The following is a 23,703-nucleotide window of genomic DNA, read 5'->3' on the forward strand; positions in this document are numbered from 1 at the left end:
GCGGGCCCCCGCTCACCGTGTCAGGCGTCCCGGCGGCGCAGCATGGCGCGGCCGAGCAGCAGCGCGGCGCCCGCCCAGCCGGCGAGCAGCAGCAACCCGACCACACTCGGGTACGGGTCGGTGTCCCCGGCGAGGAAGTGCCCGCCGGCCACGCCGGGAAACACGTCGGCGATCCGGTTCAGGACGGTGATGTCCGGCTCCTGGAGCGACAGCGGCACGATCATCAGGGTGGCGAAGAGCACGATGATCGTGAGTACGGCGCTGCGCAGTGCCGCACCGAGGCCGAGCGCGAGGACGCCGACCAGGGCCAGGTAGGTCGCCACCGCCACGATGTCGCCGATCGTGTCGGCGGTCGGCGCGCTGCCCCAGTCGCCGAGCACCGGGCGGGCGACGAGGACGCCGACAACGCCGAGCAGCAGCCCGAGGGCGAAGGTGACGGCGCCGGCCACCACGGCCTTGGCCAGCAGCACCCGACCGCGGGCCGGGGTGCACTGCAGGGTCGTGGAGATGGTGCCGCTGGTGAACTCGGTGGTGATGGCGAGCAGGCCCACCGCCAGCACGGCGTACTGGGTCAGCTCGATCGCGTCGATCAGCACGGTGCCGGCGGTGACGACGCCGAGGTCGTCGGCCGGGTCGTCGTTGGTGTTGGCGTTCGCCGCGTAGATGGCCAACTGTCCGGCGCTCGCGGCCATCACGAGCAGCCCGGCCAGCAGCGTCCACCAGGTGCTGCGGACCGAGAACAGCTTGCTCCACTCGGCGGCCAGCGCACCGCGGAAGGGACGGGTGGGCGTGGCGGCCTGCGTGCTCATGCGGCACCCCCGGCGTACTCGACACTGTCGGCGGTCAACTCCATGAACGCCTGCTCCAGCGAGGCGCCGTGCGGGCTCAGCTCGTGCAACCGCACCCCCAGCTCGTACGCGAGGTCGCCGATCCGGTCCACCGTGGCGCCGGTGACGGTCAGCTCGTCCGGTCCGGCCTCCTCGACGACGCCGCCGGTCGCGGTGAGCCGCGCGGCGAGGGTGGCGAGCCCTTCGCGGTGCGGGCTACGGACCCGTACGGCGACCCCGCTGCCCGCGATGACGTCGCCGACCGGGGCGTCGGCGAGCAGTCGTCCCCGACCGATCACCACGAGTTGGTCGGCGGTGAGCTGCATCTCGCTCATCAGGTGGCTGGACACGAAGACCGTCCGGCCCTGCCCGGCGAGGGAGCGCATGAGCTGCCGTACCCAGCGCACCCCGTCCGGGTCGAGGCCGTTCACCGGCTCGTCGAACATCAGCACCGGCGGGTCGCCGAGCAGCGCTCCGGCGATGCCGAGCCGCTGCGCCATGCCCAGGGAGAGGGCGCGGCCCGGCTTGCCGGCCGCCCGCCCGTCCAGCCCCACGGTGTCGAGCACCTCGTCGACCCGGCGGGCGGGGATGCCGTTGCTGCGAGCCATGGCCAGCAGGTGCGCCCGCCCGGACCGGGTCGGGTGCAGGGCCCGAGCGTCGAGGAGGGCACCCACCTCGTGCAACGGTCGCCGCAGCTCCCGGTACGACCGGCCGGCGACGAGCGCCTGCCCGGCGGTGGGCCGGTCCAGGCCGAGGATCATCCGCATGGTGGTGGACTTGCCGGCGCCGTTGGGGCCGAGGAAGCCGGTGACCCGGCCGGGCGCGACGTCGACGGTCAGGGCGTCGACCGCGACGGTCGCCCCGAACCGTTTCGTCAACCCACGTAATGTGATCATGCGTTGACGCTAGGCGTCGGTCGGCGCGGCCCGCCGCGCCCGAACGGCACCGACCGGCACTGACTTTCGTCAGCCCTTGCGGGTCAGCGGATGTAGTCCTCCAGCAGCGCCGGGGTGAGTCCGGCCCGGTGGATGGCCTTCAACGCGGCCAGCAGGTCGTCCATCAGCGCCGGCCGGAAGTGCATCAGCAGCACGTCGCCGGGTTGGACCACCTTCTCCGGGGTCTGGTAGCGCACCTTGCCCTCGTGGACCGTCTCGGACCAGTGCAGGACCGCCTTCGCGCCGCAGTCCCGGGCGGCCGCCAGCGTGGTGCTGTCGTACTCGCCGAACGGCGGGCGGAACAGGGTCGCCCGCTTGCCGAACAGTGTCTCGAGCTTGTCCGCCGCGCCGCAGATCTCCTGCTTCTGGTAGTCGTACGACCGGCCGGCGAGGGAGTTGTGCCGGATGGTGTGGTTCTCGACGACCCCGCCGGCGACCTGGATCTGGCGGAAGTATTCGTCGTGCTCCTCGGCGGCCGGCGAGTTCAGGAACATCGTGACCGGGATGTGCGCGCGCCAGATGAAGTCGGCCACCGCGGGCGGTCGGGCCAGCCCGCCGTCGTCGATGGTGATGAAGGCGACCTTCTGGTCGGTCGGCAGGCGGTGCCAGAACGGGATCGGGCCGGTCACCGGCAGCGGCACCGGTTGCGGCGGCGGCGCCTCGGGGAAGGTCGGTGCCTGCGACACGTACCAGTCGAGGCTTCCGGGCGTGGGCCGGGCGGTCGGCGACGGTGACGCGGAGGGCGACGGTGACGCGGACGGCGAGGCGGACGGGCTCGGTTGCGCCGCGACCTGCCGGGCGTGGAACGCGGGTCCGGCTGCGCAGGCACTCAGCGCCAGCAGGGCCAGAAGCGTTGTGGCGGCGATGATCCGACGGGTGGGGGTGGCGGACACGCCCGGAAACATACCGGCCGAATGTCAGGATCCGGTCAGCCCGGTTCGCCCGATGGTCGGCGCACCACGAAGGCGTCCGGCATCCGGAAGGTGAGGTTGTCCGGGCACCACGGCGGCCGGACCACCGTCACCCCGTCGAGCAGCGGCGTCGCCTCGGCCACCACCACGGCCGCCTCCATCCGGGCCAGCACGTCGCCGACGCACCGGTGCGCACCCGCCCCGAACGCCAGGTGCCGCCGCGACCCGCGCTGCCCGGGGACGAACTCGTCCGGCGCGCCGACGACCGCCGGATCGCGCCCGGCGCGGGCCAGCCACAGCACGATGCTGGTGCCCGCCGGCACGTCGGTGCCGCCGAGGGTGCCGTCCGCCGCCGCGACGCGCCGCCAGGTGACGATGGGGGGTTCGAGGCGCAGGCCCTCCTCCACGACATCGGCCACCGCGACGTCGCCGGCGCGCAGCGCGGCGCGTACCGCCGGTTCGCCGGCCAGCCGGTGCAGCAGCAGGGTGAGGAACTGCGAGGTGGTCTCCTGGCCGGCGACCAGCAGGAAGAAGAGCGCGCCGACCACCACGTCGGGCGGGTGCCCGGCGGCGCGCAGCTCGGCGGCCAGTCCACCGCCGGTGGCCGCGAACTCCCGCAGCACGCGGTGGAAGCGGCCCACCTCGGCGGCGAGCGCCACCTGCCGGTCGTCGTCCAGCGGCGCCCAGAACAGCTCCAGTGCCGCCCGGGCGAACTCCTTGACCGCGCCGACCGGGGCGTCCGGCAGGTCGACCAGCCGGGCCAGCACCAGCAGGGGCAGGTCGGCGGCGAGGTCCGCGTACAGGTCCACCGACGCGCCGGCGTCGAGGCCGGCGCGGAGCCGGGTGACCCGCTCCCGGACCAGGGCGGTGAGCCAGGGGCGCTGGGCGGCCACCTTCGCGGGGTGCAGCGCGTCCGCCACGATGCCCCGGATCTGCGGATGGCTGTGGCCGGAGTTGTTCGCCAGGGTCGGCGGCAGCCGGAACCGGTGCCCGGCGAGCACCCGCAGCGCGGTCACCGGCATTGGGGTCACCGCGTCCAGGGCGTTGTCCGGCCGGTAGCGCCGCGGGTCGGCGAGGACCTGGCGGACCAGCGCGTGCCGGGTGACGACGAGGTGGCGTACGCCGACGTGGTCGGTCACCTCGGCGACGTCCGGCCAGGGTGCCTCGACCGCGGACGCCCAGCCGGAGAAGAGCACGCCGCCACGCTAGCTGGCGGCCCCCGGCAGGCCGGGACGCAACCGCCAGACGGTGGTGCGCTTCACCCGCACGCTCTCCAGCGCCTCCGGCACCGGTACGTCGTAGCTGGCCAGCTCGTCGAAGCGGTCCCGGGGCAGGAACGCCCGGCCCGGGTCACCGACCAGCGCCGGCGCCCCGGCCCGGGTGGCGCGCAGCAGGAACCGCAGCACCCGTCGGGCCATCGCGTCGCTGTAGAAGACGTCTCCGGCGAGCACCACCTCGGCGTCGCCCGCGTCGCCGTCGAGGATGTCTCCGAGCTCGGCGTCGACGCGTACCCCGTTGGCCTCGGCATTGAGCGCGACGGCCGCGACCGCCAGTTCGTCCACCTCGACGGCCCGCACGGACGCCGCGCCGGCCCGGGCGGCGGCGATGGCCACCAGGCCGGAGCCGGAGGCGAGGTCGAGCACCCGCCGGCCGGCGACCAGCTCCGGATGGTCGGTGACGTAGCGGGCCAGCGCCTGCCCGCCGGCCCAGGCGAACGCCCAGAACGGCGGCGGCCGGTCGCTGGAGAACTGCCCCTCGGTCAGCTCCCAGAGCCCGATCGGCTCGTCCGCCTGGTGCAGGTGCACCTCGGGGACGAAGGCGACCGGGGTCAGCCGGGCGTGCAGCCGGACGAACGTGCTGGAGAGCTCGGACACCTGGTGATTCTCCCAGTGGCCCGACACGCGGCGTGTCGTGGGGGAGTGGTGACCGGTTCACCACTGTCGGTGAAATGACCCCTCGCGCTTGGCGTCCGGTGCGAAGACACCCGTCTGTGTGATCCGTCCGCTTCCTCCTAGCGTTTCCTTACGGGGACGAGAAGGAGTGAGGTGGTGGTGATCGTGTGGCGGTACGCGCTGCGGCTCGGGGCGTTGGTTGCCGGCGTGGCCGGGGTGGTGCTCACCCTGGCGGCACCGGCGCAGGCGGCGTTCGCCACCGAGATGAGCGGCCTGCCGGCCCGGTTCACCGCCGGCGAGGCGGTGCGCACGATCTCCGCGGTGGTCTCGCAGACGGACCGGCGCGGTGGGTGCGTGAAGGTGCGCTGGTCGATGGTGCTGCGGGTGCAGGGCATCCGCCTCGACCAGGTGAAGATGGACCGGGTGGAGGAGAACGGCGACTTCCCGGTGGAGATCCGGACCGAGGGTGATGTGGCCCGGTTGACCGACCGGCAACTCGACCCGGGCACCCTCTGCCCGGGCCGTACGGTGACCGCCCGCTACCGGGTGGCCTTCGCCGAGGACGTCAGCCAGGGGCGGGTCACCCTCGCCGCCGAGGCGTACGACGCCAACCTGCGCCTGCTGGCCCGCCAGACGGCCACCCGGTCGGTGCTGGGAGCGGGTGGCACCGGAACCCGTACGCCGACGCCGACGCCGAGCCCGACTCCGGCGCTGCCGAGCGACCCGCCGAGCGAGCCGGCGTCGGAGGAGAGCGCACCGACCGAGGAGGCGATCGCGGACCAGCCGGTCGACGCGGCGCCACCGCCGGCCGGCCGTCCGGTCGCGCAGACCGGGGGGTTCGGTGTGGTGCAGGCGGCGTTCCTGCTCGGCGGGTTGCTGCTCTCGCTCGGGGTGGGCCTGCTGCTGCGACTGCGCCACCTGACCCGCGCCGCGAAGGACGAGGACGAGGCCGAGGCCGAGGACCCGCCGGTGGACCGGCTCTGGGAGCGGCCCGCGCCGACCGGGCGCTGGCACCCGGCACGCCGCTGATCGGGGGTTGTCGGGGCCGGCGGTCGCCCGCCGGCCCCGACGGATCTACTTCGCGAACGCCTGGAACTCGGCGATCCTGACCTGTGCCCGGGCCGGGCTGGCCGTGGCGCAGTCGGTCGTCGTGGCCGGGTCGTCGTCCTGCTCACCGGCGTACTGCGGGCCGCCGGTGCACTGGCTGGTCAGCACCTCCAGCCGCAGGTGGGTGGCGAGGGTGGTGGGCACCGCGAACGTGCGCAGGTTGATGTCGCGGCTGTACGCCCGGTACGCCCCGCCGGGGAACGCGTCGGCCGCGCTGGTGTAGATGCGCCGCCAGCGCGCCGGGTCGGCGCAGTCGGTGGTGGTCGCGTCGCAGGCGGACACGGCGAACGAGCGCAGCGCGCTGAGCGCGTTCTGACTGCCGGTGTCGGCGTCCCCGACGATCGCGGGTCGCAGCATCGCGCTGACGTTCACCCGCTTGACCACCTGCGGGGCGTCCCCGGCCAGCGCCACGGTGAGCTGCTTGCCGGCCACCCCGTCCAGCGCGGCCCAGTTCGTCGCCTCGGTGTCGTCGGCGACCCGGTCCAGGTTGACCCCGTCGCCGCTGATCGTCGCGCCGGAGGCCGTGGACGCGAGGTTGCGGCTCAGCCGCAGGTCCACGTAGCCGTTCTTGCCGGCGTCGGCGACCACGCTGAGCCGCTGGTGCCCGAAGCCGGGCGCGACGGCCAGCAGGTCGTACGCGCCGGCGACCAGCTCCACCGTGTCCGGGATCGGCGTCGCCGGGTCGGTGTCGGCGATCGGGACCGCCCGCGCCTCGTAGTGCCCGACGTAGACCCGGATCGGGGCGTCGGCGCTGTCCCCGCGCGGGCGCAGGGTCAACGTCGCGTTGCCGCCCCGGGGCGAGGCGAAGCTCGGCGTCGGGTCGGTGTCCGCGGCGCCGTTGGTGGCGGCGTCCCGACCCATCCCGGAGCGGGCGAACTCGGCCCAGATCAGGTCCTGGTTCGCGCCGCCGAAGCGCAGCAGGTCGGCGGTGAGCATGTTGTCCCGCATGTCGAGCATGCTGACCTGGCTGGCCGCCTGGAGCAGGAACGAGTCGAAGACCAGTTGGGACCAGCGCCGGTTGCCCGGGCACCTGTCGGCCGGCACGGCGCCCTGCGCGCACTCCCGCTGTCGCTGCGGGGTGCCCAGGCCGTACCGCTTGACCAGCGCGGCGCGTACCCGGTAGTTGGTGGCCCCCCAGATCTCCCCGTCGGCGTGCACCGCCGGACCGGCGGTGTTGTAGCCGATGTCCGAGTAGTTCAGCGGGCTACGGCTCAGGTCGTAGTTGCGGATGCCGCTGACCAGGTTGCCGGTGACGTAGCCGCCGGTGACGAACGGCGACTCGCCGGGGGCGCGCAGCCCGTTCTGGAAGAGGTACTCGGCGGCCATCAGGTCGCCCCACGACTCGCCCATCGCCCCGCCCTGGTGGCCGCTGATCCCGCTGTCCGGGCCGGCGATCATCCGGTTGGTGATGGCGTGGGTGTACTCGTGGCCGATCACCGTCATGTCGTAGTCGCCGTCGACGCACGGCGGGTACGGGCCACCGGCCTGCGGCTGCCACAGGTACATGTTGGTGGTCGGCGGCAGACCGTCGCGCGGGGTGCCCTGGTTGGCGTTGTTGCGGTTGCCGGTCAGCGCGCCCTGCTGGGCGCGGCCCTGCTCGGCGTCGCCGCCCAGGCCGGACGGGGTGAGGTTGACCGCCTGGAGGTTCCACGCCGACTCGGTGAAGCCGAGCTGGTACGCCCAGTCGTGCATCCGGTTGTGCATGGCGAAGAGGTTGGCGATCGCCGGGTCCGCGTCGTTGCGCTGTGCGGACGTGAACACCTCCGGGTTGCACCTCGCCTGGTGCCACTGGTCGGTGAACGGGTACTCGTAGCGGCGGTCCGCGCTGGGGGTCGCCGGCACCACCGGGGTGTTGTTGCCCCAGGAGAGCACGGTGTTCGCCGAGTTGCCGCGCGAGGTGAAGGTGGGTGTGCCGGTGGCCGCGTCGACGTCCCACGGCTGCCCGGTGGCCGGGTCGCGGAACGCCGCCTGGCAGTCCGGGGCCGGATCGCCGCACCAGCGCACCCGGGGGTCCTGGCCGGCGGCGAGGTCCCGGGGCGGGGTGGCCGGGAAGACCGCCCAGCTCGGGTTGTCCGAGTCGAAGTCGACCAGGTCCTCGCGGATCAGCACCTTCCCGGTGCTGCCGTCCACGTAGCTGGTGAACGCCGCCGGGTGGTCGGTGTCCGCGCCGATCAGGGTCACCTCGTAGGCGGCCCGGGGCCCGTCGAGCGGGGTGGGCACGGCCACGGCCCGCACGGAGTGGCTGGCCACCGCTGCCGGGCTCAGCCCGGCGTCGGCGAGCGCGTCGGCGTACGCCTGCTCGGCGGTGCGGGTCGCCGGCGCGGGCGCGCGGGTGTCCCGGGCCAGCGAGGAGTTGACCGCGAGCACCGAGCCGCCGCTGACCGCGAGCGTGACCAGGCCGTCGTGACCGGCCGGCAGGTCGCCGAAGCGCTGCCGCAGGGTCACCACCGTGCCGCTGCCGATCGGCCGGACCAGCACCCGGTCCAGGCGGGCGACCGTCGCGGCGTCCATGCCGTACAGGTCGCGGTTCGCGGCCAGGTAGGCGCGCGCGGCGGCCTCCGGGTCGGTGGGCAGCCCGGTGGCGAGCGGGGTACGACCGGGGCCGAGCGCCTGCGGCGTGCCGAGCCGGTTCCACCGCGCGTCCGGGTCGGCGGCGCGGGCCAGGCCGCGCTGGCGGGCGTCGGGTGCCGCCGTACCGGTGCGGTTGTCGAGGTCGGCGGGCTGGTGCCCCTCGGCGAACGGCCCGGACGAGCGCTCGGCGGCGGCGGTGGCGGGTGCGGCGTTGCTCGTGCCGGTGGGTAACAGCGCGGCGAGGGTCGCGGTCGTCGCCAGGACGGCGATGAGCCGGCGTCGACGCCGGCTCATCGAGGGTGACCACTCCGGTTGTGGCACGGAACCTCCTCGTGGGAGCGGGATGGTCGGCGGCTGCCGACCGGCGATGCGCGGTGACGCATGCGCATATGTGGATATCAGCCGATCGAGGAAGCGGCAAGGTCCCGATCGAGATCCGTCGACTTTACAAAATGCTTCCTCTTGTAAAAGGCGGTGACGGGTGTCACAGTCGATCCATGGCCGTCGACATCGATCCGACCGTCCAGCCCGTCGCCTGGCGGGATGGGCGCAAACCCCTCTGGCCGCTCGCGCTGCTGGTGCCGGCGCTACCCTTCGCCGGTCTCGCGCTCTGGCGGACCACCGGCGGTGCCTGGGCGTGGTGGCTCACCCCGGTCGTCGTGTTCGGCCTGATCCCGGTGATCGACCTGCTCATCGGTGACGACCGGCGCAACCCGCCCGAGGAGGCGGTGCCCCGGCTCGCCGCGGACGGCTACTACCGCTGGCTGACCTACCTCTACCTGCCGGCGCAGTACGCGGCCCTGGTGGCCTGCTGCGCGGTGTGGACCCAGGGCGGCCTCTCGGTCGTCGGTGCCGCCGGCCTGGTGGCCACCGTCGGAGTGGTCAACGGCATCGCCATCAACACCGCACACGAGCTGGGCCACAAGCGCGAGCGGGTGGAGCGGTGGCTGTCCAAGGTGGCCCTCGCGCCGGCCGGGTACGGACACTTCTACGTCGAGCACAACCGCGGCCACCACGTCCGGGTCGCCACGCCGGAGGATCCGGCCAGCTCGCGGCTGGGGGAGAGCTTCTGGGCGTTCTGGCCGCGTACCGTCCTCGGCAGCCTCCGCTCGGCCTGGCGGCTGGAGACCGCCCGGTTCCGCCTCCGGGGCCGGACCCCCTGGACGTACCGCAACGACGTGCTCAACGCCTGGGCGATGACCGTGGCGCTCTACGCGGCGCTGGCCGTGCTCTTCGGCCCGGCGGTGCTGCCCTTCCTGGTGCTGCAGGCGGTGGTCGGGTTCTCCCTGCTGGAGGTCGTCAACTACCTGGAGCACTACGGGCTGGCCCGGCAGCGCACCGCCACCGGACGCTACGAGAAGGTCGACGCCCGGCACAGTTGGAACAGCGACCGCACGGTCACCAACGTCTTCCTCTTCCAACTCCAGCGGCACAGCGACCATCACGCGAACCCGCTGCGCCGGTACCAGACGCTGCGCAGCTTCGACAGCTCACCGCAGTTGCCCGCCGGGTACGCGACGATGGTGGTGGTGGCGCTGCTCCCACCGCTGTGGCGGCGGGTGATGGACCACCGGGTGCTCGCCCACTACGGCGGCGACCGAGGGTTGGCCAACACCCGACCCCGGCGCTGACGGCTCGGTCGCCGGGCGCAGTTCCCGGCGGTGGCGGCTCGGTCGCCGGATGCTCAGTCCGGGTCGCGGCTCACTCGCCGGGCGCCCAGTCCGGGTCGCGGCCGAAGGCGGCCAGCAGGTGGTCCTGCTCGTCGGCGTCGGCGGGCACCCGCGCCTCGTCCCGGACCAGCTTGTCGCGCCGATAGTCGTCGACCCGGCCGGCGAACCACCGGGCGCACACGTGCACCGCGTCCGGGTCGAACCGTGGGTCGGCGCCGATCGCCACCGCCAGGTCCCAGCCGTGTATCAGGTGTTCGGCGAGGAGCTGGCTGACGTACTCGGCGGCCGGGGTCTCACCGGCCGACAGGTGCACGGTGCGGTCGATCGTGCCGGGGTGGGTGACGGCGATCTCGGCCTGCGCGGCCGCCTCCCGGGTCGTCGTGACCGGGTCGTCGCCGAGCTGGTCACCCTCGAAGCGGTCGCCGACCTCGTCGATGGTGCGGCCGGCGAGCAGCGGAACGCTCCACCGGTCCTCGCCGACCACGTGGTTGACCAGGGTGCGGACGTCCCAGCCGGGACAGGGTGTCTCCGCGGACCACTGGCCGGGCCCGATCTGGTCCACCCGGTCGACGAACTCGGCCAGGCTCCGGCGGTACGCCTCCAGCAGATCCATGCCGTCGATTGTTCACTTCGGCGCGCCTGCCGGAGCCGTTTTGCCCGGCCCGGTGTCCGGCGCGGTCGGTTGCCCGGGGGTGTTCAAAGTCCTGGCCCCCGGCGGCCGGCCAGGGGCTTTTTGACGCCGGCCCTAGTCCAGGTCGGCCGGATCCAGGCCCAGCTCGCGGGCGGTGACCAGGCGTACCCACTCCCCGAACTGTCGCCGGGAGATGACCCGGTCGTGCACCGCGAGCTGCACGGCGAGGCCGTCCATCACGGCGCTGATCCGCCAGGCGGCCCCGTCCGGGTCGGCGCACTGGAAGGTGCCGTCGGCGACCCCGGTGGAGATCACCGCGGCGAGGTCCTGCCGCCACCGCAGGTCGAGCCGGCGGGACACCTTCTCCAGTTCGGGAGTACGCAGCGACTCGGACCAGCCGTCGATCCACATCGACCAGGAGGTGGCCCGACCGGCCGGGGTGTAGAGCTTGAGGATCCGGCGGAGCTTCGTCAGCGGCGGCGCCGAGGAGCGGGTGACCGCGTCCAGGCGGGCCAGATCCTGCTCGACGGCGTACGCGAAGGCCTGCGCGAGCAACCGCTCCTTCGTGGCGAAGTGGTAGAACACCAGTGCCTGGCTCACCCCGGCCGCCTGCGCCACGTCGGCCGTCCGGGTGTTGGCCAGACCGCGCTCCACGATCACGTCGCAGGCGGTGCGCAGCAGGGCATCCAGGCGGATCTCGGCCGCACGTCTCGTCACGACCGTTACCGTAGCCCATCGATCCGAACACGAACAGTTACCGCTACCGTCCGATTCGTGGGGTAAGAGTCGGAAGATGGACACTTTCCGGGGATGCGGTGGCTCGTTCACCTGATGCCGGAGTGTGACCGTCGGACGTCAATTGAGACACCAGGTCAGCTGACTAGGAAGCCCGCCCCGGGTGGTGCCGACCTCCCCGTACCGGGCGGTTCTGCGACCTCTGCCGCGAGCGCTTCCTCGGCACCGGATCGGGCAGGAGGGACGCGCCGACACGGACCCCGATTTGGCAGTCGTTCCCCGGCTCGGCTAAAGTTCTCATCCGTCACCCGGGAAAGCCGGGGGCGTGCGGACGTAGCGCAGCTGGTAGCGCATCACCTTGCCAAGGTGAGGGTCGCGGGTTCGAATCCCGTCGTCCGCTCGGAGCTGCCGCCACGCGTGACGGGGGCAACCTCGGTGGGGTGGCCGAGAGGCGAGGCAACGGCCTGCAAAGCCGTCCACGCGGGTTCAAATCCCGTCCCCACCTCGGCAACAAGCACGGGCGATTGGCGCAGTGGGAGCGCGCTTCCTTGACACGGAAGAGGTCACTGGTTCAAACCCAGTATCGCCCACCAGCTGGACAAGTGTTGAGGCCCGCCACCGGATCCGGTGGCGGGCCTCAACGCTTACCACTACTCACCGGCGCGGAGCACCTCGCTCAACCGGTCGCGTCGTCGCAGCGTCGATTCGACGGGTACGACGGTGGCGGCGGCCGCCAGCAGCGCCACCCCCACCATCGCGAGCAGCCACCACGGCAGGACCGCCCCCGGGTCGCCGGCCTGACCGGTGAGCAGCCGCAGGTCGAGTGGGCCGAGCGTTAGGCGTGCCAGCAGGGCACCGAGGAGTGGACCGCACACCGCGACGACCACCACCGGCGGCAGCAGCTCTCCGGCGGCCACCCAGCGCGCGTCGCGTGGCCGCAGGCCGAGGGTCCGCAGCCGGGTCAGGGTCTGCCACCGTTCCCCCGCCCCCGCTGCGGCGGCGAGCGCGAGGCCGAGCAGCCCCAGCGCCAGCAGCACCGCGGCGGCGGCCCACGCCAGCCGGAGGAGCCCTGCGGTCAGCGGAGCCACCCGCTGCGCCCGCAGCACGTCCGCCCGCACCACGACGTCGGAGGCGACACCGCTGTTGGTGACCGCCCGCGCCGCGCCGGGACCGGTCACCCAGACCGTGTTCGGAACGGCGGGCAGCCCGGCGTCGGCGAGCGCCCCGGCGTCCACGATGACGACGTCACCGGCACCGTCGACCGAGGGCGCGGCACCGACCGCGACGAGGTGGATCGTCGGGGCGTCGTCCCGGGGTAGCTGCAACCTCGTGCCGGTCCGCAGTTCGCCGTCGCCCGACCGGACCAGCGCGGGGACCTCCCCGGGACGGGGACCGGGGGTGGTGAGCCGGGCCAGGGCCGGCGCGTCGGGCAGCGGGGTGCTGGCCAACAGGCGCTGGAACGCGGCGGCGTCCACGATGACCAGGCGGGGCGTGAGCGGCGTCGAGTCGGTGAAGATCCGCGCCGAGTCGGTGACCTGCGCGACCACGACCTGCCGTACCCCGGGCGCGGCGGCGATGTGCGCGGCGACGGTGGGCGTGGCGGTCTCGGCGTCCCCGGCGACGTCGAGGCGGGCGTCGGCGCCGACGGCACCCCACGCGCCGTCGGCCAGGCCCCGGTTGACCGTGGCGCCCAGGATGAGCGCGAACGACGCGAGCGCCGTGGCGCACACCAGCACCAGCAGCGGCAGTGCGCGCCCGGCCGTCGTGGCCGCCCGGGCGGCGCCGAACACGGCCAGCGGGCGGCGCGAGCGCAGGGCCTGCCGGAGCGCGAGCCGTGCCCCGAGGGGCAGCAGTCGGATCAGGACGAGCGCGCCCACCAGCGCGCCCAGCGCGACGGCGCTGACCGGCAGGATCACGTCGCCGGTCGGCTCAGCCATGTCGCCGTCGGAGGTGGTCGGCAGGAGTCCGCGCTGGTGCAGCGTGACGAGGGCGGCGACCGCGGCGATCAGGACAGCGGCCTCCACGACGACCCGGCGCAGCTGGCCGGTGGTCCGGATCCAGCGTCGGGCGGACCGGTTGGCGGGCTGCCGGCGGTCGCGGCTGGCGCGAGCGGCGGCGAGGATGCCGAACGCCGGCCCGGCGGCGGCGCCGGCCAGGACCACCGGGACGGTCCAGGTCCAGGAGACGCCCGGAGCCACCGTCCGGGCGAGCACGAGTCCGACGACAGCGCCGGACAGCGACACCACTGTGGACTCGACGGCCAGTTCCGTACCGAGGTCGCCCAGCGCCGCCCCGCGTTGCCGGGCGGCGCTCAACGCCGGGGTACGGCGGCGGACCAGCAGGTCGGCGGCGAGCAGCAGCACCAGGACCGCGGCGGTCAGCACACCCGTGAGCAGCACGGCCGCCTGCGCGGCGACGGCGTTGACCCGGGTACGGGTCGCGCGCAGGGTGGCGTCGAGCTGCGACTCCCACTTCAGAGAGTCGTCGCGCGCGCCGGACGAGCCGGACGCCGCCTTCAGCGTGACCACCCGGTCGACCAGGGTCGCGCTGCTGCCCCAGGTGAGTGCGTCGGGGTCGGGGGCGAAGTGGACCGCGCGCCGCAGTTGGTCCTCGTCGACGGCGAGCCGGGCGTCCGGCAACGAACCGCGCGACAGCAGGCCGGCGAATCGGGTGATCCCCACGCCGTCGGCGCCGGGCAGGGGGCGCAGCAGCGCCGGGGCGAGTCGCCAGGCGGGATCGGACGCGTCCGTGGGTCGCCAGATCCCGCTGATCCGCAGGTCCTTGCCGCGCCCCCGGCTGTCCTTGGCCGGGATCCGATCGCCGGGACCGAGGCCGAGCGCGGCGGCGTCCGTCTCGGAGATGCCGACCTGCACCGGCCAGGGCGGCCCCTGGTAGGGGGCCTCGACGTACTCGTCCGGGACGGCGGCGGCGGGGGCGTTCCCGGCGATCCAGGTGACCTCCGGGCCGCCGGCGTCGTCGGCCAGGTAGCTGAACTGGAAGGTACGCGGGGCATTGCCCTCGGTGACGGTCAGGACCGGGCCGTCGACGACGGCGATGGGCGCGAGCAGCGCGTCGTCCAGGTCGGGCCCGAGCGCGTACGTCGCCCGGACACGGAAGTCGTCGACGCCCTTGGCGAGGTCGGCCATGCGCACCCGCCCGCCGGTCGGACCGTCGTCGCGTTCCCAGTCGGCGTGGGCGATGACGTTCGCGTCGTGGCCGGCGTGGCGGACGGTGTCCTGGACGGTCTGGTCGGCGGCGGCGCGGAGCAGCACCGGTACGGCCCCGGCGAGCAGCGCGACGGCGGCGATGACGGCCGCGGTGAGCAGCAGGGGTCCGGCGTCGGCCCGGCCGCGGCCCCGGACGCTGGGCCAGTGCGGTGCGGGTAACCGGCGGGTCATCTGCGTCACGGCGCCACCCGCAGGTGCGCGGCGTCGGCCCGGCGGGCCTGGATGCCGACCACGATGGTGACCGCCAGCAGACATCCGGCCAGCAGTACCGCGAGCAGTGCGGCCTCGGCCGGCCACGGCCAGTGGGGCTGGGCGGCGGGGACGGGCGCGGCGCCGGTGTCGGAGCGTACGAGCAGGGGAGCGACGAGAAGGGTGGCGAGCGCGCCGACGGCCGCACCCGCCGCGAGCAGCGGCAGCAGAACGCCGACGTGCTGGCCGAGCAGCACCGCCCGAATGTCGCGCCGGGACATCCCGAGGCCGCGCAGCCGGGCCACCTCGACGGCGCGGAGCTGGAGGTCGCAGGTGACGTGCAGGACGACACCGACGAGCAGCAGCAGGGCCGCGGCCGGTACGACGAGTCGGAGCGCGCCGGGCAGGGCGGCGCGCAGCGGGCCGCCGACGAGGCGGGTGGTCTCCGCCTCGCGGGTCGTGATGCTGCCCAGGTGCAGGTCGGCGGCACGCTCGGCGGCGTCGGGGCCGGCCGGGTGGCCGACCCACCAGGCGTCGACCGGGAACGTCAGGTCCCCGGTGACGACCCGCGCCCGGGACAGCACGTCCAGGTCGGCCAGGACGGCGACGGCCCCGGGTGCGGAGGGTACGGCCGGCACGACCTGGGTGACGACGATCGGGACGGGCGTGGTGCCGACCGTGACGCTGAGCTCGCTGCCGCGGTGCACACCGACCTCGCCGGCGAAGCGCTCGGAGACGGCGACCGGCACCGGACCGGGGTCCGGGAAGGCGCTGACGACCAGGGTCCGGGCGGCGTCGTCGGCGCCGCCGAGTTCGACGTTCGCGGCCATCCGCAGCGCGGTCCCGGTCGGTGTGGCGGACAACCGGACGTCCAGGTCGCTCAGCTTGGTCGGCACCGGCGGCGCGGAGGTGGCGGTCCAGTCCGATCCGTCGGTGGACGGCGCCGCCGGCACGGTGAGCGTCACGGCTACGGCCACCGGCCCGGCTGCGGCCACGGGTTCGTCGTCGGTGTCGGCGGTGACGGGCAGGGCGACTGCGACGAGGCGCAGCCCGTCGGCGGTCGCGCAGGCGGGCAGCCGCACCTCCCGGCCGTCGAGCGGTACGGCGGGACCGGTGCAGGACGTACGCAGGCCGGTGCCGTCCTGCAGCAGCAGCCGGGGCGTCACGGCGAGCGGGACGTCGCCGGCCGCGGTGCCGCTGAGCACGAGCGGGGCATTGGCCGGCACGTCGAGGCCGGTGACCCGGGTGCGTGGGGCCAGTGCGGTGCCCACGTCCGCCCAGCCGCGGTCACCGTCCAGCCGCCCGCGCAGCAGCGCGTCGGCACGGGTGGTGTCGACGGCGACCAGGCGCGGCGCTTCGCCGGACGTCCCGAGCCACTGACCGACGGCGGTGCCACGGTCGAGGACCGGACTCACCGCCCCCGCGGTGGCCGCGCTGACGACCGCGCCCTCGCCGGTGACGGGCGACGTGCCGAGGGTGAGCGCCAGGTCGGTGCCGACGGCGAGCGCTGCCTGGTCGCGTTGCGACTGGTGCCAGGTGGTGTCGAAGGCCAGGCCGAAGGTTCCGGCCGCGCAGGCCAGCCCGACGAGCAGACCGGCGGCGACCGCCTGGGGTCGGCGGGCGCTCTCGGCGACCGCCAGCGAAAGCGCCAGCCCACGGGCGCGGTACGCCAGTCGGTCGGCGGCGCGTAGGGCGGGCAGTACCACCCGGAGCGCCAACGCGGCACCGGCGGTGAGCAGCAGCGCCGGAGCGAGCACCCGGACCGCGTCGGCGCGTGGGCTCGCGGTGGTGGGCTGCGCGTACAACTGCCACCACCCGACGGCGGCGAACGCCGCGAGCAGCAGGTCGACGCCGGATCGGGCCAGTAGCTCGCGGCGGGTGCGCCGCTCGCCGGCCGCCGGGGCCGGACGGATCGCCAGGACGGTGAGAACGGTGGCGAGCACCAGCGCGGCCCCGGCGACCGCGAGGACCTGGGTGCCGGTGATGGTCGCCCGGACGGTCAGGCCGGCGTCGTCCAGCGGCGGCAGGTGGGTCAGCGCGGCGTGCAGGGCCGACGAGGCCGGTATCGCGATGGCGACGGCGACGGCGGCGACGAGCCCGGCCTCGAGTGTCGCGGTGCCGGCGAGTTGTCGACGGCTGGCACCCAGCGCGGACCGCAGGGCGGTCTCGTCGGCGCGGATGCCGGCGGTCAGGCGGCCGGCGAGGACGAGCGCCGTCGCGGCCAGGACACCGCCGAGGACGGCGATCGCGAGCACGACGGCGGCGGTCACGCGCCGTTGCTCGTCGGCCGACCGCAGGGTCAGCGACAGGTCGGTGGCGACCCGGGCCGCCTGGACGCGGTCGCCGAGGGTGCCCGCCAACCGGCGGTCCGCGTCGCGGATGCCCCCGGCCACGGTGTCCAGGTCCCGGCGACTGGCGTGGGTCAGGTCCGGGTGGGCGGTGACCTCCAGACGGTCCACGGTGGCGCCGGTGGTGACCAGGTCGGCGAGGTCGACGAGGAACGGGCCGTACGCGTTGACCGGCTGCATGTAGCGACCGTCCCGGTAGCCGGTGGCGGAACCGGCCGCTGCCAGCGGGTCGCGGTCCCAACCGCGCCCGGCCAGCGGGCGTACGACACCGACGACGGTCACGTCGATGGCCGGGACGGGCGGGTGGGCCAGTTCGGCGCCGAGGCGTACCCGGCTACCGGGGATGAGGCCGAGCAGTTGGGCGGTGGACTCCAGGAGCACCGCGTCTCCGGGGCGCTCCGGCCAGTGTCCGGTGACCAGCTCGGTCCGGGTCGGCAGGTCGTCGAGGCCGGACAGGTACGCCTGGGCGCCGACCGTGGTGCCCGGGGCGAGCGTCGGCGGCAGGGCCCGCAGCACCGTCGACGCCCGCGCGGTGGTGGTCACCGGGAACGGCGCGAGCGCGGAGGTCAGGCCGGCGCGGGTGTCGGTGACGACGGACGACGTGTCGGGGCCCTCGACGGTGCCGGCGTAGACGGTCGCGTCGACGGCGGCGGGTTCGGCGCGGGCCAGCGCCACCTCCAGCGCCCGCTCGGCGCTGCGGGTGACCAGCAGGGTGCAGGTTCCCAGCAGGGTCGCGCCGACCGTGACGACCCCGAGCAGGGCGGCCAGCAACGGCCACTGCGCGCGGGCACGTCGGCGTACGAGCCTCAGCATCGTCGCGTCACCCGACGTCCCGCACCGGCTCGGTCGGCTGTTCGTCGAGGTGTCCGTCGTGGATGCGGATCACCCGGTCGGCCAGGGCCATCATCACCGCGTCGTGTGTCGACACCAGGACGGTGACGCCTTCGGACTCCGCCACCCCGCGCAGGAGTGCCATCACCGACAGGCCCGTCTCGGCGTCCAGTTGGCCGGTGGGTTCGTCGGCGAGCAGCAGCCGGGGCGAGGCGGCCAGCGCGCGGGCGATCGCCACCCGCTGCTGCTGGCCGCCGGACAGTTCGGTCGGCCGCTGCTGGGCGTGGTCGGCCAGGCCGACGAGTTCCAGCAGCAACTCGACCCGCTGCTCGCGCTCGGTCGGGGCGACGCGGGCCAGCCGCAGCGGCGCGGCGACGTTCTCGGCGGCCGACAGCACCGGGATCAGCCCGAAGCTCTGGAAGACGTACGACACCTTCTCGCGCCGCAGCCGGGACAGGCCGTCCTCGTCGAGCGCGGTGACGTCGGTGCCGTCGACGTGCACGGTCCCGCCGTCCGGGCGGTCCAGGCCGCCGATCACGTTGAGCAGGGTGGTCTTGCCCGAGCCGGACCGGCCGACGAGCGCCACCATGGAGCCGGAGGCGACCTCGAACGACACGCCGCGCAGGGCGTGCACGACGGTCGGTCCGGTGCGGAAGCTGCGGTGCACGTCCCGCACGCGCAGCAGTGGCGCGCTCATTCGCCGCTGCGCGAGTCGGAGCGGATCGTGATGTGGTCGGGTTCCAGGGCCAGCCGGACCCGGCGGGTCAGCGCCAGCGCCTCGCGGAACTCGCGGGGCACCTGGACCCGTCCGGCCCGGTCCATCACGGCGTACTCCTCCGCGATCATGTGGGTGTCGCCCTCCGCGTCGGTGGTGGCCCGGCGCAGCACCTCGCTGCTGGTGCGACCGTCCCGGATCGCGACGGTTCGCTCGACCTGGCCGCTGACCTCCGGGTCGTGGGTGACCACGACGATGGTGACGCCGTACCGCCGGTTGACGTCCCGCAGCACCCCGAAGACCTCGGCGGAGGTGGCCGCGTCCAACTCGCCGGTCGGCTCGTCGGCGAGCAGGACCCGGGGCTGGTTGGCCAGCGCCACCGCGATCGCCACCCGCATCTGCTGCCCGCCGGAGAGTTGCCCGGGCCGTCGATCGGCGCAGTCGGCGACGCCGAGGCTGTCCAGTAGTTCGGCCGCGCGCTCCCGCCGCTCCTTCTTCGCGGTCCGGGCCGCCGTCATCGGCAGGTCCACCATCTCCCGTGCGGTCAGGTACGGGATCAGGTTGCTCGCCGTCTGCTGGCGGACGAACCCGACGGTGTGCCGGCGGTAGTCCACCCGGTCCGCGCGGGACATCGACAGCAGGTTCCACCTGTCGACCCGGACCCGCCCGGCGGTCGGGGCGTCGATGCCGGCCAGGATGGAGAGCAGCGTCGACTTTCCCGACCCGGAGGCGCCGACGACGGCGACCAACTCGCCGCTCTCCACCGCCAGGTCCAGCCCTTGAAGTGCCTGCACCTCGATCGAACCGGTCTGGTAGATCCGGACCAGGTTCTCGCAGACGATGAGCGCGTCCCGGCCGAACTCGGGCGCCCGCGCGGATTGCTGCGGCAGGGACAGCGGGGTGGTGGACATTCCCAGCAGTCTCGCAACCGGCGGCCTCGTTGACCATGCCCCCGGGCGGCTTTTCTGGCTCGGACCGACTGAGTGGTCAGAAGGTCAGCAGCCGGAACTCGCCGACCGGCCGGAAGCCGAGCCGGCGGTAGATCGCCTCGGCCATGGGGGAGGAGGTGAGGGCGGCCGTGTGGGCGCCCCGCTCCCGGGCCAGGTCGAGCGCGGCCCGGGTGATGGCCGCGCCGATGCCCTGTCGGCGCTGCTCGGGCTGCGTACCCACGAAGTAGAGCGTGACCAGACCGTGGCTGAGCCAGGCGACGGCGGTGCCGACGATCCGGCCGTCGGCGCGGCGACCGGCCAGCCGGATCACCGTGCCGTCGCCATCGAACGCCTTCTCCCGTTCGACCGTCGCCGGGACACCCGCCGGAGGGATGCCGGACACCCGGGCGTAGGCCGCGACGAAGGCGTCCAGATCGTCGGTCTCGCTGATCCGCACACCGGCGGGCGTCGGGGTCCCGGCCGTCGCGGCGAGCGCCATCGTCATGATCGGCATGCGGGCGACCTCGGTCGCCCCGAGGGCGACCAGGCCGTCGGCGGTGCCGGCGTCGCTGTCCGGTCCGACCCACCAGATTCGGGGTACGCCCCGCAGCCGTCGCCGGGCCTCGGCCAGCGCCTCGGCGGGCGTGGGCCCGGCCACCCGCAGCACGCCGTTGAGGGTGGCGTGCGGCACCTCACTGCGGTAGGTCGGCAGGCTCGGGTCACCGTCCGCGCCGATGTTCCAACCGAACAGGTACGACCGGTGGGCGGCCAGCACCGTGTCGAGCGACTCCATGGGCTGGATCGTAACGCGGGCTCGGGTACGGCCTCACCAGCGCAAACGGGACGGGCCGGCATCCTTCCAGGAGATCGCCGGCCCGTCCATCCGAGCGCGTCACAGCGGCGGGGCGATGTCCCGCCGCTCCTCGACCCGGCGGTACTCCACCGGCTCCTCGACCCGGCGGTACTCCACCGGCTGCTCGGTGGCGACGGGAGCCGCCTGGCGGCGGCGACCCCAGATCAGCGTGGTCATGATCAGACCGAGGACGCCGGCGCCCATCAGGATCCAGCCGACCACGTCGAGGTTGATGCCGCCGACGCTCGCGTCGAGGGCGAAGGTGAGAATCGCGCCGAGCGCGATCAGGAAAATGCTGGTGCCGATACCCACGACAGCCTCCTTAGGGGTGTGGTGCGCTGTCGAGGTTCCTCAGTACCCCGCCGTCGAGCAGCGCAATCGCGGTCGCCCGAGGGTGCCGCGCCGGCCGATCTTGGCATCGGGTAGAGTCTGGTCCGTCGCCGGCGGTAGCCGGGGACGTGCGGACGTAGCGCAGCTGGTAGCGCATCACCTTGCCAAGGTGAGGGTCGCGGGTTCGAATCCCGTCGTCCGCTCGCGATCCGTCTCGACGGGCCTGGTTGCCGGGTCGAGCGGCCACCACGGGCGATTGGCGCAGTGGGAGCGCGCTTCCTTGACACGGAAGAGGTCACTGGTTCAAACCCAGTATCGCCCACCAGTTCGTTGACGGCTCGTCACCGCTCCACCGGTGACGAGCCGTTTCGCGTCGGAGCGCCCGAGCGGGCCCGACGCCGGGAATCCGGTGGCGGGGTGGACCAACCGTTGCGAGACTCGGTCCCGTGCTCGAGCCGGACCGCTTTCGCGCCGCCGTACACCTGTGGGCGGCCGGCGGTCCGGATGCCGCGACGGCCGCCGACACGGCCCGGGAGGCGGCGGCCGGCCTGCGTACCGTCGTCCTCGTCGAAGGGGTCAGCGACCAGCGCGCGGTGGAGGCCCTCGCGGACCGACGGCACCGCGATCTCGCCGGTGAGGGGGTCTGCGTGGTGCCGCTCGGCGGTGCGATGAGCGTCGGCCGGTACCTCCGTCTGTTCGGGGCGCAGGGCCTCGACGTGCCGGTACGGGGGCTGTGCGACGAGGCCGAGGAGGGCTTCTTCCGCCGTGGCCTGGAGCAGGCGGGTTTCGGTGCCGCCCTGGACCGGCCGGCGCTGGAGGCGCTCGGGTTCGGTGTGTGCGTGACCGACCTGGAGGACGAGCTGATCCGTGCGCTGGGCAGCGACGGCGTGCAGCGGGTCATCGCGGAACAGGGGGACCTGACCCGGTGGCGGGTCTTCCAGAACCAGCCGGCCCAACGTGAACGGTCGGTCGAACGGCAACTGCGCCGATTCCTGGGCACGATGAGTGGGCGCAAGGCCCGCTACGCCGAGACGTTGGTGCGGGCGCTCGGCCCGGACCGCGTGCCCCGTCCGCTGGACCGACTGCTCGCCTGCTGATCCGCCGCCGCGGGTCTCAGGCCGGCACGACCGGCAGGTCCAGCACCTCGTCGACCTCCCGGCGCGGGGTGGGTCGGCCCGGCTGGCCGTATCCGATGCGCAGCACGATCTGCGGCGTGCCGAACCGCCCCAGCGACACCCGTAGCTGCTCCCGCGCGGTCGGCACCTCGATCGGCTGGGACAGCAGCGACACCGCCAACCCGACGTCGGTGGCGGTGAGCAGCACGCGTTGCAGGGCCTGACCGGCGACCACCTGGTCGATGGCGGTGTTGCCGACCGAGCCGAGCACTCCGACCAGCGGCTCGGGCTCGAAGTCCCGTCCCGGCGCGCGGTCGCGCCCGCCGAAGCCACGCCCCGGCAGGACGTCCTGCGGCTCGTGCTGCGGGCCGCCGGCCGAGGCGGGTACGCCGTCCGGCGCGGGCTCGTGACGCAGCCACTGCTCCCGCTCGGCGCGGTACGCCGGGTCGCGTTCCAGCACCCGGTGCGCGCTGCGGGCGATCTCGCCGAACGCGTTCACCGCGCTCACCCCGATCAGCAGTTCCAGCCAGCACCCCTCGGCGCGGGCCGCGTCGCCGAGCCGCCAGCGCGCGTCGGACGGCACCGGGTCCGGCCAGAACGGCAGCCGGTTGCTGAACCGACGGGGGATCGCCAGGTGCAGGCTCTGCTCGGTGGGGCTGGGCCGGCGCGGGATGTCCGGCACCAGCCGGGCCAGCAGGTCCGGCTCGGCCGGGTCCGGACGCAGCCGTACCCGGGCGGGGACGCCGGCCACGGCCAACGCGATCCGCAGGTTGAACAGGGCCGCGCCGCAGGCGACCCGTACGCCCCAGCCGCTGGGATCGGTCGCCGGCAGCCGCCGCGACGGGTCGGCCAGCACCTCGATGCCGCCGTCCCGCAGCCGGAACCGCCACGGCTGCGTGTTGTGCAGCGACGGCGCCCGGACCGCGGTGGCGGCGGCGGTCCGCAGGTGGTCCGCGGTGTAGCCGATGTCCATGGCGGTGCTCCTTGCCTGGGTGGGTCGTCGAGCCGGGACGGCTGGCGCACTTCCACCCTGCGCCGGCCGGGCGGCACCCAGCAGGGCCGGACGTCCCGACCCACCGGGCCGACCGCCCGGCCCGGGACCGCTTCGAGGCCGGGGGGCTGCCCGCCGTCCATCGCCGGACGGGCCGAGCCGGAGTCCGGCCGAGGTCGGGACCTTCGGCCCGTGCACCCGCCGGGCGCCGCATGTAGAAACGAGGGATGATCCGCGTCTTCCTCCTCGACGACCACGAGGTCGTCCGCCGTGGCCTGGCCGACCTGCTGCAGAGCAGCGGTGACATCGAGGTGGTCGGCGAGTCCGGCTCCGCGCAGGAGGCGTCGCGTCGTATTCCGGCGCTGCGGCCCGACGTGGCGATCCTCGACGCCCGGCTGCCCGACGGCAACGGCATCGACGTGTGCCGCGACATCCGGGCCGTCGACTCCGCCATCAAGGGTCTGATCCTCACCTCGTACGAGGATGACGAGGCGCTGTTCGCCGCGATCATGGCGGGTGCCGCCGGGTACGTGCTGAAGCAGATCCGCGGCACCGACCTGGTCGACGCGGTGCGCCGGGTGGCGGCCGGACAGTCCCTGCTCGACCCGGCGATCACCACCCGGGTGCTGGAACGCATCCGTAACGGCGTCGAGCAGCCGCGTGAGTTGAAGTCGCTCACCGAGCAGGAGCGGCGGATCCTGGAGTACGTGGCCGAAGGGCTCACCAACCGGGAGATCGCCGGGAAGATGTTCCTGGCCGAGAAGACCGTGAAGAACTACGTTTCCAGCGTGCTGGCCAAGCTGGGCCTGGAGCGCCGTACCCAGGCGGCGGTCCTGGCGACCCGCCTGCTCGGCAAGACCCCCTGAGCACCCCGGTTCCCCCGCGATCTTGCACTT

19 protein-coding genes and 5 tRNA genes are annotated in these 23,703 nt (G+C 74.2%); 9 read left to right on the forward strand and 15 right to left on the reverse strand.

The annotated features are described in order from the left end of the window. Nucleotides 1–20: 20 nt before the first annotated feature. The 5 genes from ACN263_RS07165 to ACN263_RS07185 form a co-directional block, all read right to left on the reverse strand. The gene (locus tag ACN263_RS07165; RefSeq protein WP_422739026.1) at nucleotides 21–809 is read right to left on the reverse strand and encodes an ABC transporter permease; all 789 of its coding nucleotides are present in this window, start codon (nucleotides 807–809) and stop codon (nucleotides 21–23) included. After that, entirely contained in the window at nucleotides 806–1,723 is a 918-nt protein-coding gene (locus tag ACN263_RS07170) for an ABC transporter ATP-binding protein (RefSeq protein WP_422739027.1), read from the reverse strand. The genes ACN263_RS07165 and ACN263_RS07170 overlap by 4 nt, the downstream gene beginning before the upstream one ends. 83 nt (nucleotides 1,724–1,806) lie before the next feature. Next, the gene (locus ACN263_RS07175) at nucleotides 1,807–2,655 is read right to left on the reverse strand and encodes a polysaccharide deacetylase family protein (RefSeq protein WP_422739028.1); all 849 of its coding nucleotides are present in this window, start codon (nucleotides 2,653–2,655) and stop codon (nucleotides 1,807–1,809) included. A 35-nt stretch (nucleotides 2,656–2,690) separates the two neighbouring features. Continuing rightward, a complete protein-coding gene (locus tag ACN263_RS07180; RefSeq protein WP_422739029.1) occupies nucleotides 2,691–3,869 on the reverse strand; it encodes a cytochrome P450 in 1,179 nt (392 codons plus the stop codon). A 9-nt stretch (nucleotides 3,870–3,878) separates the two neighbouring features. Then, a complete protein-coding gene (locus ACN263_RS07185) occupies nucleotides 3,879–4,547 on the reverse strand; it encodes a class I SAM-dependent methyltransferase (protein ID WP_422739030.1) in 669 nt (222 codons plus the stop codon). 171 nt (nucleotides 4,548–4,718) lie between these two features. Between ACN263_RS07185 and ACN263_RS07190 the strand changes: the two genes are divergently transcribed. After that, nucleotides 4,719–5,594, forward strand: coding sequence for a hypothetical protein (locus ACN263_RS07190; RefSeq protein ID WP_422739031.1), 876 nt, complete (start codon nucleotides 4,719–4,721; stop codon nucleotides 5,592–5,594). Nucleotides 5,595–5,639: 45 nt separating this feature from the next. Here ACN263_RS07190 and ACN263_RS07195 read toward each other — a convergent pair whose 3' ends face one another. Then, nucleotides 5,640–8,564, reverse strand: coding sequence for a M36 family metallopeptidase (locus ACN263_RS07195; protein WP_422739032.1), 2,925 nt, complete (start codon nucleotides 8,562–8,564; stop codon nucleotides 5,640–5,642). A 176-nt stretch (nucleotides 8,565–8,740) separates the two neighbouring features. On the opposite strand from ACN263_RS07195, the gene ACN263_RS07200 reads away from it, so the two are divergent. Next, entirely contained in the window at nucleotides 8,741–9,874 is a 1,134-nt protein-coding gene (locus tag ACN263_RS07200) for an alkane 1-monooxygenase (RefSeq protein WP_422739033.1), read from the forward strand. 70 nt (nucleotides 9,875–9,944) lie between these two features. On the opposite strand, the gene ACN263_RS07205 is transcribed toward ACN263_RS07200, so the two are convergent. Together ACN263_RS07205 and ACN263_RS07210 are read right to left on the reverse strand one after the other, a co-directional pair. Then, nucleotides 9,945–10,526, reverse strand: coding sequence for a TIGR03086 family metal-binding protein (locus tag ACN263_RS07205; protein WP_422739034.1), 582 nt, complete (start codon nucleotides 10,524–10,526; stop codon nucleotides 9,945–9,947). Between the two features lie 132 nt (nucleotides 10,527–10,658). Next, entirely contained in the window at nucleotides 10,659–11,261 is a 603-nt protein-coding gene (locus ACN263_RS07210) for a TetR/AcrR family transcriptional regulator (RefSeq protein WP_422739035.1), read from the reverse strand. Between the two features lie 345 nt (nucleotides 11,262–11,606). On the opposite strand from ACN263_RS07210, the gene ACN263_RS07215 reads away from it, so the two are divergent. The 3 genes from ACN263_RS07215 (at nucleotide 11,607) to ACN263_RS07225 (ending at nucleotide 11,872) form a co-directional block, all read left to right on the forward strand. Further along, nucleotides 11,607–11,679 (forward strand) — tRNA-Gly (locus tag ACN263_RS07215). Nucleotides 11,680–11,713: 34 nt separating this feature from the next. Next, nucleotides 11,714–11,784, forward strand: a tRNA-Cys gene (locus tag ACN263_RS07220). A 13-nt stretch (nucleotides 11,785–11,797) separates the two neighbouring features. Beyond that, nucleotides 11,798–11,872 (forward strand) — tRNA-Val (locus tag ACN263_RS07225). Nucleotides 11,873–11,929: 57 nt separating this feature from the next. Here ACN263_RS07225 and ACN263_RS07230 read toward each other — a convergent pair. The 6 genes from ACN263_RS07230 to ACN263_RS07255 all read right to left on the reverse strand — a co-directional run bounded on the left by ACN263_RS07230 (nucleotide 11,930) and on the right by ACN263_RS07255 (nucleotide 20,683). Beyond that, nucleotides 11,930–14,677: an FtsX-like permease family protein gene (locus ACN263_RS07230; RefSeq protein WP_422740623.1), complete on the reverse strand. Its 2,748-nt coding sequence runs from the start codon at nucleotides 14,675–14,677 to the stop codon at nucleotides 11,930–11,932. Nucleotides 14,678–14,682: 5 nt separating this feature from the next. Further along, nucleotides 14,683–17,856: an FtsX-like permease family protein gene (locus ACN263_RS07235; protein ID WP_422739036.1), complete on the reverse strand. Its 3,174-nt coding sequence runs from the start codon at nucleotides 17,854–17,856 to the stop codon at nucleotides 14,683–14,685. Between the two features lie 7 nt (nucleotides 17,857–17,863). Next, nucleotides 17,864–18,571, reverse strand: a complete 708-nt coding sequence (locus tag ACN263_RS07240; RefSeq protein WP_422739037.1) for an ABC transporter ATP-binding protein — start codon at nucleotides 18,569–18,571, stop codon at nucleotides 17,864–17,866. After that, the gene (locus tag ACN263_RS07245; RefSeq protein ID WP_422739038.1) at nucleotides 18,568–19,500 is read right to left on the reverse strand and encodes an ABC transporter ATP-binding protein; all 933 of its coding nucleotides are present in this window, start codon (nucleotides 19,498–19,500) and stop codon (nucleotides 18,568–18,570) included. The genes ACN263_RS07240 and ACN263_RS07245 overlap by 4 nt, the downstream gene beginning before the upstream one ends. A 76-nt stretch (nucleotides 19,501–19,576) precedes the next feature. Then, nucleotides 19,577–20,311 carry a GNAT family N-acetyltransferase gene (locus ACN263_RS07250; protein WP_422739039.1) on the reverse strand — a complete coding sequence of 245 codons (735 nt, stop codon included), beginning with the start codon at nucleotides 20,309–20,311 and terminating at the stop codon, nucleotides 19,577–19,579. Nucleotides 20,312–20,410: 99 nt separating this feature from the next. Further along, on the reverse strand, nucleotides 20,411–20,683 hold the full coding sequence (locus tag ACN263_RS07255) for a DUF6458 family protein (RefSeq protein WP_422739040.1): 273 nt from the start codon (nucleotides 20,681–20,683) through the stop codon (nucleotides 20,411–20,413). Nucleotides 20,684–20,831: 148 nt separating this feature from the next. Here ACN263_RS07255 and ACN263_RS07260 point away from each other — a divergent pair. The 3 genes from ACN263_RS07260 to ACN263_RS07270 all read left to right on the forward strand — a co-directional run bounded on the left by ACN263_RS07260 (nucleotide 20,832) and on the right by ACN263_RS07270 (nucleotide 21,798). Next, a tRNA-Gly gene (locus ACN263_RS07260) sits at nucleotides 20,832–20,904 on the forward strand. A 47-nt stretch (nucleotides 20,905–20,951) separates the two neighbouring features. Beyond that, a tRNA-Val gene (locus tag ACN263_RS07265) sits at nucleotides 20,952–21,026 on the forward strand. Nucleotides 21,027–21,147: 121 nt separating this feature from the next. After that, a complete protein-coding gene (locus ACN263_RS07270) occupies nucleotides 21,148–21,798 on the forward strand; it encodes a TOPRIM nucleotidyl transferase/hydrolase domain-containing protein (RefSeq protein WP_422739041.1) in 651 nt (216 codons plus the stop codon). 16 nt (nucleotides 21,799–21,814) lie between these two features. Here ACN263_RS07270 and ACN263_RS07275 read toward each other — a convergent pair whose 3' ends face one another. Further along, nucleotides 21,815–22,789 carry an Acg family FMN-binding oxidoreductase gene (locus tag ACN263_RS07275; RefSeq protein WP_422739042.1) on the reverse strand — a complete coding sequence of 325 codons (975 nt, stop codon included), beginning with the start codon at nucleotides 22,787–22,789 and terminating at the stop codon, nucleotides 21,815–21,817. A 245-nt stretch (nucleotides 22,790–23,034) separates the two neighbouring features. On the opposite strand from ACN263_RS07275, the gene ACN263_RS07280 reads away from it, so the two are divergent. Then, nucleotides 23,035–23,673: a response regulator gene (locus tag ACN263_RS07280; protein ID WP_422739043.1), complete on the forward strand. Its 639-nt coding sequence runs from the start codon at nucleotides 23,035–23,037 to the stop codon at nucleotides 23,671–23,673. The last annotated feature ends 30 nt before the right edge of the window (nucleotides 23,674–23,703 follow it).

The organism is Micromonospora sp. WMMD729, from assembly GCF_049315225.1.
In the GTDB taxonomy this organism is placed as follows: Bacteria; Actinomycetota; Actinomycetes; order Mycobacteriales; family Micromonosporaceae; genus Micromonospora.